General features: G+C 72.0%; 9 protein-coding genes. 1 reads left to right on the forward strand and 8 read right to left on the reverse strand.

Going from position 1 to position 8462, the window contains the following annotated elements; genetic code table 11:
• Positions 1–98: 98 nt before the first annotated feature.
• The 3 genes from AAH979_RS39385 to AAH979_RS39395 all read right to left on the reverse strand — a co-directional run bounded on the left by AAH979_RS39385 (position 99) and on the right by AAH979_RS39395 (position 2117).
• The gene (locus tag AAH979_RS39385) at positions 99–737 is read right to left on the reverse strand and encodes a DNA-3-methyladenine glycosylase (protein WP_346263211.1); all 639 of its coding nucleotides are present in this window, start codon (positions 735–737) and stop codon (positions 99–101) included.
• A 259-nt stretch (positions 738–996) separates the two neighbouring features.
• Positions 997–1656, reverse strand: a complete 660-nt coding sequence (locus AAH979_RS39390; RefSeq protein ID WP_346263212.1) for a hypothetical protein — start codon at positions 1654–1656, stop codon at positions 997–999.
• The gene (locus AAH979_RS39395; RefSeq protein ID WP_346263213.1) at positions 1653–2117 is read right to left on the reverse strand and encodes a MarR family transcriptional regulator; all 465 of its coding nucleotides are present in this window, start codon (positions 2115–2117) and stop codon (positions 1653–1655) included. Before AAH979_RS39395 ends, AAH979_RS39390 begins: the two co-directional genes overlap by 4 nt.
• Positions 2118–2490: 373 nt before the next feature.
• On the opposite strand from AAH979_RS39395, the gene AAH979_RS39400 reads away from it, so the two are divergent.
• Positions 2491–2916: a hypothetical protein gene (locus AAH979_RS39400; protein ID WP_346263214.1), complete on the forward strand. Its 426-nt coding sequence runs from the start codon at positions 2491–2493 to the stop codon at positions 2914–2916.
• Here AAH979_RS39400 and AAH979_RS39405 read toward each other — a convergent pair.
• From AAH979_RS39405 to AAH979_RS39425, 5 genes are all read right to left on the reverse strand, one after another.
• Positions 2903–3640 carry a hypothetical protein gene (locus AAH979_RS39405; protein ID WP_346263215.1) on the reverse strand — a complete coding sequence of 246 codons (738 nt, stop codon included), beginning with the start codon at positions 3638–3640 and terminating at the stop codon, positions 2903–2905. The genes AAH979_RS39400 and AAH979_RS39405 overlap by 14 nt on opposite strands.
• An 80-nt stretch (positions 3641–3720) precedes the next feature.
• The gene (locus AAH979_RS39410) at positions 3721–4869 is read right to left on the reverse strand and encodes an epoxide hydrolase family protein (RefSeq protein WP_346263216.1); all 1149 of its coding nucleotides are present in this window, start codon (positions 4867–4869) and stop codon (positions 3721–3723) included.
• A 202-nt stretch (positions 4870–5071) separates the two neighbouring features.
• On the reverse strand, positions 5072–5572 hold the full coding sequence (locus AAH979_RS39415; RefSeq protein WP_346263217.1) for a hypothetical protein: 501 nt from the start codon (positions 5570–5572) through the stop codon (positions 5072–5074).
• Positions 5573–5780: 208 nt separating this feature from the next.
• Positions 5781–7247, reverse strand: a complete 1467-nt coding sequence (gene argH / locus AAH979_RS39420; RefSeq protein WP_346263218.1) for an argininosuccinate lyase — start codon at positions 7245–7247, stop codon at positions 5781–5783.
• 8 nt (positions 7248–7255) lie between these two features.
• A partial coding sequence (locus AAH979_RS39425) for an argininosuccinate synthase (protein ID WP_346263219.1) occupies positions 7256–8462 on the reverse strand: 1207 nt, incomplete at its 5' end.

Consider the following 8462-nt stretch of genomic DNA (forward strand, 5'->3'; position numbering starts at 1 on the left):
GCTCGGTGCCCGAGGCCGGGCCGGTGCCCGGTCCCAGGCACGGCGGACCCGACCGGTGATTGACAGTAACGAATGTAGGGCACCACGTGACGGGACGGCTACGGTCGCCGCCCCGGAGACGACTTCCGGTCCGCCCGCCGTGGCACGTGCCGGCGATAGTCGCTGACCGTCGGGTCGCCGTCGATCCAGAACCGCCACGGAACGTCGTGCGCCCCGGTGACCCCGACCCGCGGGCCGGCCGCGATCGACTCCGGCGGCACCGGCGCGGCCGGCGGGCGGAGCCGTACCGGGCCGTCGCCGAGCAGGTAGCGGCCGTAGACGGACCGGTCCAGGCCGAGGGCCGCGCAGAGCCGGGCCGGTCCGCGGGCCAGGTCCACATCCCGGCGTACGGCGGTGCGCCTGCTCCGGGCGATCTCCAGTCCGTCGACCACCTCACCGGCCCGGAGCAGTACCGCCGACGCCTCCCCGTCCGGCCCGGTGACCACGTTCACGCACCAGTGCATGCCGTAGGTGAAGTACGCGTAGGCGTGCCCGGCCGGCCCGAACATCACCGCGTTGCGCGGGGTACGCCCCCGGTGCGCGTGCGACGCCGGATCACCGCCACTGCCGGCGTACGCCTCCACCTCGGTGAGCCGGACCGTGACACCGCCCGCCGAGAGGGTGGCGCCGAGCAGCCCGCGCGCCGCCGCCACCACCGGCCCGGCCAGCAGCGCGGCGAAGTCGTCGGCCGTCGTCATCCGGCAAGGACACCACGGTCGGCCGGCCCGATGCCGGGCGGGGTGGGTGCCAGGGTGCTGGCTAACTAACGGGTTAGCCGGCTAACGGAAGGGGCCCGGGATGGATCCGGGATTTGCCGGTAAGCGGGTACTGGTCAGTGGAGCGTCGAGCAACATCGGCCGGGCCACGGCCGGAGCCGGCCGGCCACGACGGTTCGGCACGCTGTCGGCACGCCGTCCGGCCATGCGGCGCGCCGGTATGCCATGTGGCGCCGACAGGCTATCCGGCGCGCTCGGGTAGGTCGGTGCGGAGGAACTGGCGGACGCAGGCGACGAGCCGTTCGGCGTCGTCGGCGTAGACCCGCAACTCGTGCACGGGCTCCTCGGTGCCCCTCGGCACCGGCAGCACGATCGGCTCGCGCAGCAGGATGTCGACGGCGGTCTGGCTGGAGACCCCGATGTTGAGCACGATCCGGGTGTCGCTCCGCTCCACCTGCACGGTCCGGCCGGACGACAGCGAGCGGTGCCGCCTGCGTACCGTGTCGATCGCGTCCCAGGGCAGGGTGAGGTCGATCGAGATGCCGTTGCGGACCCGGATCCCCGCCTCGCCGACCAGGTGCGGATGCACCCGCAGGCTGGCCAGCAGCCCGATCATCCAGAACACCCCGTAGACCCCGAGCGCGGCGGCGACGATCCGGGCGATCTTCCAGGGCAGGATCAGGTCGAGCACGGGGATCTCGATCGTGGAGACCACGATGAAGACGATCAGCAGCGGCGTCACCACGCCCGCGTACCCGAAGGCCACCGTGCCGTCCGGGCCGGTCGGCCGGCGCAGGATCCACCGGAACAGGCTGCGCCACATGCCCAGCTCGTAGACGGTGGCCTTGCGCAGCAGCGACCGGGCTGTCGCCAGTGCCGTCGGGAACGTGGTCCGGGTCATCGGTCGCCTCCAGGTTGCTGCTCCGCCAGGCCGATCCCGCGCAGCCGGGTGAGGATCTCGCCCAGCCCGGCGGTGAAGCAGTCGAACCGCTCCGCCGGCATCTCCGCGAACAGCAGGTGGGCGAACTCCCGCTGGCCGCGCTCCATCGCCTCGACCGTCTGCCGGCCCCGCTCGGTGAAGGTGACCAGGGTCGCCCGCCGGTCGGTCGGGTGCGGCTGGCGGCTGACGAATCCGGTTGCCTCCAGTCCGTCGACCAGCCCGGTGACGGTACGGGCACTCACCTTGAGCGCGGCGGCGAGGTCCCGCTGGGTGGTCGGACCGTGCCGGCGCAGCTCCCAGAGCAGGTGCGTACGCGAGACGGTCAGTCCGTCCCGGGCCAGGCTCCGGGTCATGTCGTCATTGATCAACACGACGAGTTCGAGTATCTGGTCCAGCGCCGCGTAATGTTTGTCGCCAATCATGAGCCTGACACACCATGATCCATGCTCACTATTCTGCCACGGCACCGGTACGAGCGTCACCTCCCGGGTCGGCCGCCGCACCGATGATTCATGACGCTCAATTGCTCACTCGCTCGCGATCTCGGCCCCCGGCCTTGCAGCTTCCGATAGGCGACGCAAAGGTAACTTTCAGTCGCCGAAATGGAGGACCCATCATGTATGTCACCGCGGCAGGGCTCGCCGGGATGGCGTTGGGTTTCATCGCCGGCCTGTGTACCTACCGAACATCCCGCCGCTGGTGTGCGGCGTGCGGCGGCAGCCTGAGCTGCCCGGCCTGCGCCAGCCCGGGCGTGGGCGTGGGCGTACGCCGCAACACCCCCGCCCGGCGGTTCCGATGAGCGCCACCCCAGCGGCGTCACCGAACGTGCCACCCGGCACCGTGCTCGAACTGGCCAAGGAGGACTGGCGGTACGGCAGCCACCCGCTCCGCCTCATGGTCGAGTTCGTCCGCCTCGACCTGTCGACGTACTACGACAACCAGTGGGTCTGGATCAGTGGCCAGCGGCTCGCCCGGGACGGCAGCCCGCTCGGCCATCTCGACGCCCTGGTCCGGGTCTCCGCCCTGCCCTGCTCGCAAACCGACAACGGGCGTGCGGCCAACTCCGGAAAACCCGCCTCCGGCAGGCGTGCCACCGGATCGAACGGCGCGGCAGGCCGGACCGCACCACGGCAACGCACCAGGCGGGACTCCGGTCAGCGGTCGGAGCGCGGCGACCACGGACCGGACGGCCGGGACGGATTCTCGGTCAACCGTCCGTAACCGCCACGACCGCGTCGTGGTGCGCCAGTACCCCCCGGGCGGCGGCGAGTGCGGTCTCCGCCTCCGGCGTGCTCGCGCCGGCCAACTCGACCACGGCCCGGAGGTGCTGGTCCACCGCGTCCGCCAGCCGGCGCCACCGGACCGGACGTGCCGTCGCCGGATCGAGTACCGAGCCGGAGTCGCGGGATCGCAGCGTCTCGGCGAGCGCGGCGTCCAGCGCGCGTACCGCCCGGTCGAGGGGCGCGGCGGACCGGTCCGGGGCGGTGTAGCCGGGCGCCTGGTCCAGCACCATCCGGAAGACCGTGACCAGATCGTCGGCGTGCCCGGAGACCCAGCGCCGGGTCCGGTGGATCCGGCCCAGTTCGGGCCAGCGCTTCCGGGCGGCCTGCCGGGTGCTGCCGGTCGACTCCCCCAGGTCGGCCAGGCTGGCCCCCAGCCAGACGGCGTCCACCGCGTCCTCGGCGGCACATCCGGCGGCCACCTCGGCGAGCAGCGCCTGCGCGGCCTGGCCGGCCCGGACCCGGCGCAGGTACCCCGCCCGGCGCAGCCGCTCGTCGTCGACGTCACCGGGCTTCGCCCCGCCCTCCGGGGCGGCGAACGACGGATGTTCGGCCAGCATCCCGGTGAGCCGCCGGCTGAACTCGACGACGAGACCGGCGAGTTCGTCGTACTCCCGCTGGGAGAGGTGGTCGAAGACTTCTTCCGTCCGGCGTACCCGTGTCATGGCCCCACTCCTGACAACCTGAGGTTTACAGGGTGACCGTACCCTGTAAACCTCAGGTTTACAAATTGTGGGCAGTTTCGTCAGGCGGCGCCGAGCGAGCCGAAGAACCGGCGGATCTCGTCGGCGAGCAGATCCGGCTCCTCGTGCGGCATGAAGTGGCCGCCAACCCCCGGTTCGGTCCACTGGCGTAGGTCCGGACAGGCCCGCTCGGCGAGCTGGCGGGGGAACCCGGCCAGGCCCGGTTCCGTGCTCAGGGTGACCGCCACCGGCACGGTGATCTCCGGCCGCGGCGGGTTGTGCGGATGGTCGAGGTACTGCCGGAACGACGAGCCGACCGCCCCGGTGACCCAGTAGAGGGTGAGCACGGTGAGCAGGGTGTCATGATCGAATCGGCTGGCCAGGTCGCCGTGGCAGTCGCTCCAGTCCCGGTACTTGTCGACCAGCCAGGCCGCCAGCCCGGCCGGCGAGTCGACCAGCGCCGCCGCGATGGTGTCCGGCCGGGTACCCATGATCGCGCTGTAGCCGCCGTCGGTCTCGTCGTAGCGCCGCTCGGCCTCGATGAAGGCGCGCTCGGCCGGGTCCAGGGGCCGGGCGTCGAAGCTGGCCGGGAAGGGCGGATGGATCAGGTGGACCCCCCAGACGTGGTTGGGGTACGCCGCACCCAGCCAGCCGGCCACCGCCCCGCCGATGTCACCGCCGAAGACCCCGTACCGGTGCTGGCCGAGCAGCTCGGTCATCAGCCGGTGCAGCGTCCGGGCCATGGCGAACCGGGTGAGCGGTCCCGCCGGCAGTTCGGAGTAGAGGAAACCGGGTATCGACGGCACCACCACGTCGAAGGCGGTGGCGTGGTCGGCTCCGTACCGGCCGGGATCGGTCAGCCGGTCGGCCAGCGGCAGCAGCTCCACGAAGCTGCTCGGCCAACCGTGGGCCAACAGCAGCGGCGGCGGTGCCGGCACCCCGGCCGGCCGCCGTCCGGCCATCCGCACGACGTGCAGTCGCCGGCCGTCGACCTCGGCCAGGAACTGCGGGTACGCGTTCAGCCCGGCCTCCCGGGCCCGCCAGTCGAAGCCGTCGGCCCAGTAGCCGACCAGCTCGCGGAGATAGTCGGGATCGGTGCCGGCCTGCCAGGGCCGGTCACCACTGCGGTCGGTGAACCGGCTACGGCGCAGCCGGAAGCGCAGGTCGTCGAGGACCGGGTCGGATACCTCGATCTGGAACGGGGAAATCATCAGAAGTCCTCCGGAACGGAGGGCATCGTCCCCGGACCGCTATGGCGCGGAACGCGCCGGAGTCAGCGGAGGCGGAAGGCCGGAGAGGATGCCCGAACGGAACGGTCGCACTGCATCGGGCTCACCTCCTCTCGGCGCTGACCGGAGGATCTTTCCACGGATCCGACCGGCCCACAAACCGGTTGCCGCGGCGGTCGCCGGATCACCGCCGGCCGGTGGTCCTCGGCTGCCCGCGGTGCTGCTGCCAGAACTGGATGATCTCCTGGAGTTCCGCCAGGAACCTGTCCGCTCCGGAGAAAGCCCGCTCGTCGAGGAAGAACAGCGTCTTGCGCCGCCGCTGCTGCTGGTGGTCGTAGACCGCCACCACGTACCGGGAGGTGACGTCGAAGGGGCCGACCCGGGTCACTCCCCGGTTGTCGTGCAGGTAGAAGTCGTGGATCTCCGACCAGGCGTACCGCCGGTCGCCGAGGAAGCCACGCCGGAGTATCCCGTCGGCGCTCACCACCGTCCCCATCCGGGACACCCGCAGGGCCACCCCGAGCAGCAGGCCGAGGGTCCCCAGCAGGATCACCACCGACAGCCAGCCGGGTAGCCCGGTGCCCAGCGCGGCGTAACCGACCGGCAGCATCACGACGACGGTCAGGACGACGAAATAGCCGATCATGTCTCTCGGCATCCGGTACGTCGCCGGCAGCGGCCTCAACGCAGCTCACCACCCCATCCATCGCCCGTACGCCCGACGGGCGCCCGGAACGAAGATTATCGACGTCCGAGGCGCTGCGCCATGCGCCGGACGGCGGATCCCGCCCCTGTGGCCGGGACGGCGTCCGCCCGGTCGACGCCAGCGGGAACCGGACCTCCCCGGGCACCGCGTCGATCCGCCGACGGGTCCGGGGAGGTCCCGCGATCCGTCAGGTACGCGGCAGGACCTGCTCGGTGGACCACTCCCGCCAGCCGTCGAGCTGGTCGGCGGCGGCGGCGAGCTGATCGGAGACCGGCCCCGGCCCGGTCGAGCCGGGCGTGGTCCGGGCGGCCAGCGCGGAGCGGACCGACAGCACGTCCCGGACCCCGGGGTCGAGGTGCTCGCTGACCAGCCGCAGGTCGTCGTCGGAGACCTCGTCCAGCTCGCAGTCACGGGCCACGCAGAGCGCCACCAGCCGGCCGGTCACCTCGTGCGCCTCCCGGAACGGCACGCCCTTGCGGACCAGCCAGTCGGCGACCTCGGTGGCCAGCGAGAAGCCGACCGGGGCGGCGGCGGCGAGCCGGTCCACCCGGACGGTCATGGTGGAGATCATCCCGGCCAGCGCCGGCAGCACCAGATCGAGGGTGTCGATCGCGTCGAACGCCGGCTCCTTGTCCTCCTGCATGTCCCGGTCGTACGCCATCGGCAGGCCCTTGAGCATGGTCAGCACGGTGACCAGCCCGCCGATCAGCCGGCCGGACTTGCCCCGGGCCAGCTCGGCGACGTCGGCGTTCTTCTTCTGCGGCATGATCGACGAACCGGTGGCGAACGAGTCGTCCAGCTCCACCCAGCCGAACTCCTGCGAGGTCCACATCACCACCTCCTCGCCGATCCGGGACAGGTGCACCCCGAGCAGCGCGGTGACGAAGAGGAACTCGGCCACGAAGTCCCGGTCGGCGACCGCGTCCATCGAGTTGGCGAACGAGGTCCGGAAGCCCAGCTCCTTGGAGACCGCCACCGGGTCGAGCGGCAGCCCGGAGCCGGCCAGCGCGCCCGCGCCGAGCGGGCTCACCGCCGCCCGGTGATCCCAGTCGCGCAGCCGCTCCAGGTCCCGCAGCAGCGGCTGGACGTGCGCCAGCAGCCAGTGTCCGAAGGTGACCGGCTGGGCGTGCTGCACGTGGGTCATCCCCGGCGCCGGTGTCTCCAGGTTGCGGGCCGCCTGCTCGACCAGCGCGTCGGCCAGCCCGACGATCCGGGCGGCCAGCCCCCGGGCGTGATCGCGCAGATAGAGCCGCAGGTCGGTGGCGACCTGGTCGTTGCGGGACCGGCCGGCCCGCAGCTTGCCGCCGAGCGTGCCGAGGCGCTCCAGCAGGCCGCGTTCGAGCGCGGTGTGCACGTCCTCGTCCTCGACCGTGGGCCGGAAGGTGCCGGTCAGCACCGCCGCCTCCAGGTCGTCCAGCGCGGCCAGCATCCGGCCCAGCTCGTCCGGGTCGAGCAGGCCGGCGGCGGCCAGCACCCGGGCGTGTGCCCGGGAGCCGGCCAGGTCGTACGGGGCGAGCCGCCAGTCGAACTGGACGCTGACCGACAGCCGGGCCAACGCCTCGGCGGGACCACCGGCGAACCGGCCACCCCAGAGGCTCGTACGGTTGGTGCCGGCGCTGTTCTCGGTCAGGCTCTTGTCGTCCACGCCGACCATTGAACCCTTCACCTTTCCACGCCGCCCACCCGGGCGTCCCGGGCCGACGCCAGCTTGCTCGGCAGACCCCAGAGCTGCACGAAGCCCTTGGCCAGGGACTGGTCGAAGGTGTCCCCGGTGTCGTAGGTGGCCAGGCCGAAGTCGTAGAGGCTGGCCTCGGAACGCCGGCCGGTCACCACCGCCCGGCCGCCGTGCAGGGCCAGCCGCACCTCACCGGAGACGTGCTGCTGGGTGTCGTCGATGAACGCGTCCAGCGCGTGCTTGAGCGGCGAGAACCAGAGGCCGTCGTAGACCAGCTCGCCCCAGCGCTGGTCGACGCCCTTCTTGAACCGGGCCACGTCCCGCTCCACGGTGACGTTCTCCAGTTCCTGGTGGGCGGTGATCAGCGCGATCGCGCCCGGCGCCTCGTACACCTCGCGGCTCTTGATGCCGACCAGCCGGTCCTCGACCATGTCGAGCCGGCCCACGCCCTGGGCCCCGGCCCGCCGGTTCAGCTCCACGATCGCCTGGTACGGGGTGACCGTCTCGCCGTCGATCGCCACCGGTACCCCGGCGTCGAAGGTGATCACGACGGTGTCCGGGTCGCGCGGCTCGGCCGGGTTGGCGGTGTAGGAGTAGACGTCCTCGATCGGGGCGTTCCAGATGTCCTCCAGGAAGCCGGTCTCCACCGCCCGGCCCCACAGGTTCTGGTCGATCGAGTACGGCGACTTGTGCGTGACGTCGATCGGCAGCCCCTTCTCCTCGGCGTACGCGATCGCCTTGTCCCGGGTCCAGGCGAAGTCCCGGGCCGGCGCGATCACCTTGAGGTCCGGGGCGAGGGCGCCGAGCCCGGCCTCGAACCGGACCTGGTCGTTGCCCTTGCCGGTGCAGCCGTGCGACACGATCGTGCCGCCGTAGTACTTCGCCGCCTCGGCCAGGTGCTTGACGATCAACGGCCGGGACAGCGCCGAGACCAGCGGATACCGGTCCATGTAGAGCGCGTTGGCCCGCATCGCCGGGATGCAGTAGTCGGCCGCGAACTCCTCGCGGGCGTCGACCACCACCGACTCGGCGGCGCCGCAGTCCAGCGCCCGCTGGCGGATCGCGGTCAGGTCCTCGCCGCCCTGTCCGACGTCGATCGCCACCGCGATCACCTCGGCGCCGGTCTGCTCGGCCAGATACGGAATGGCGACCGAGGTGTCCAGGCCCCCGGAGTACGCCAGTACGACGCGGTCG

Origin of the sequence: Plantactinospora sp. ZYX-F-223, from assembly GCF_039649625.1 — a bacterium.
Taxonomy (GTDB): domain Bacteria; phylum Actinomycetota; class Actinomycetes; order Mycobacteriales; family Micromonosporaceae; genus Plantactinospora.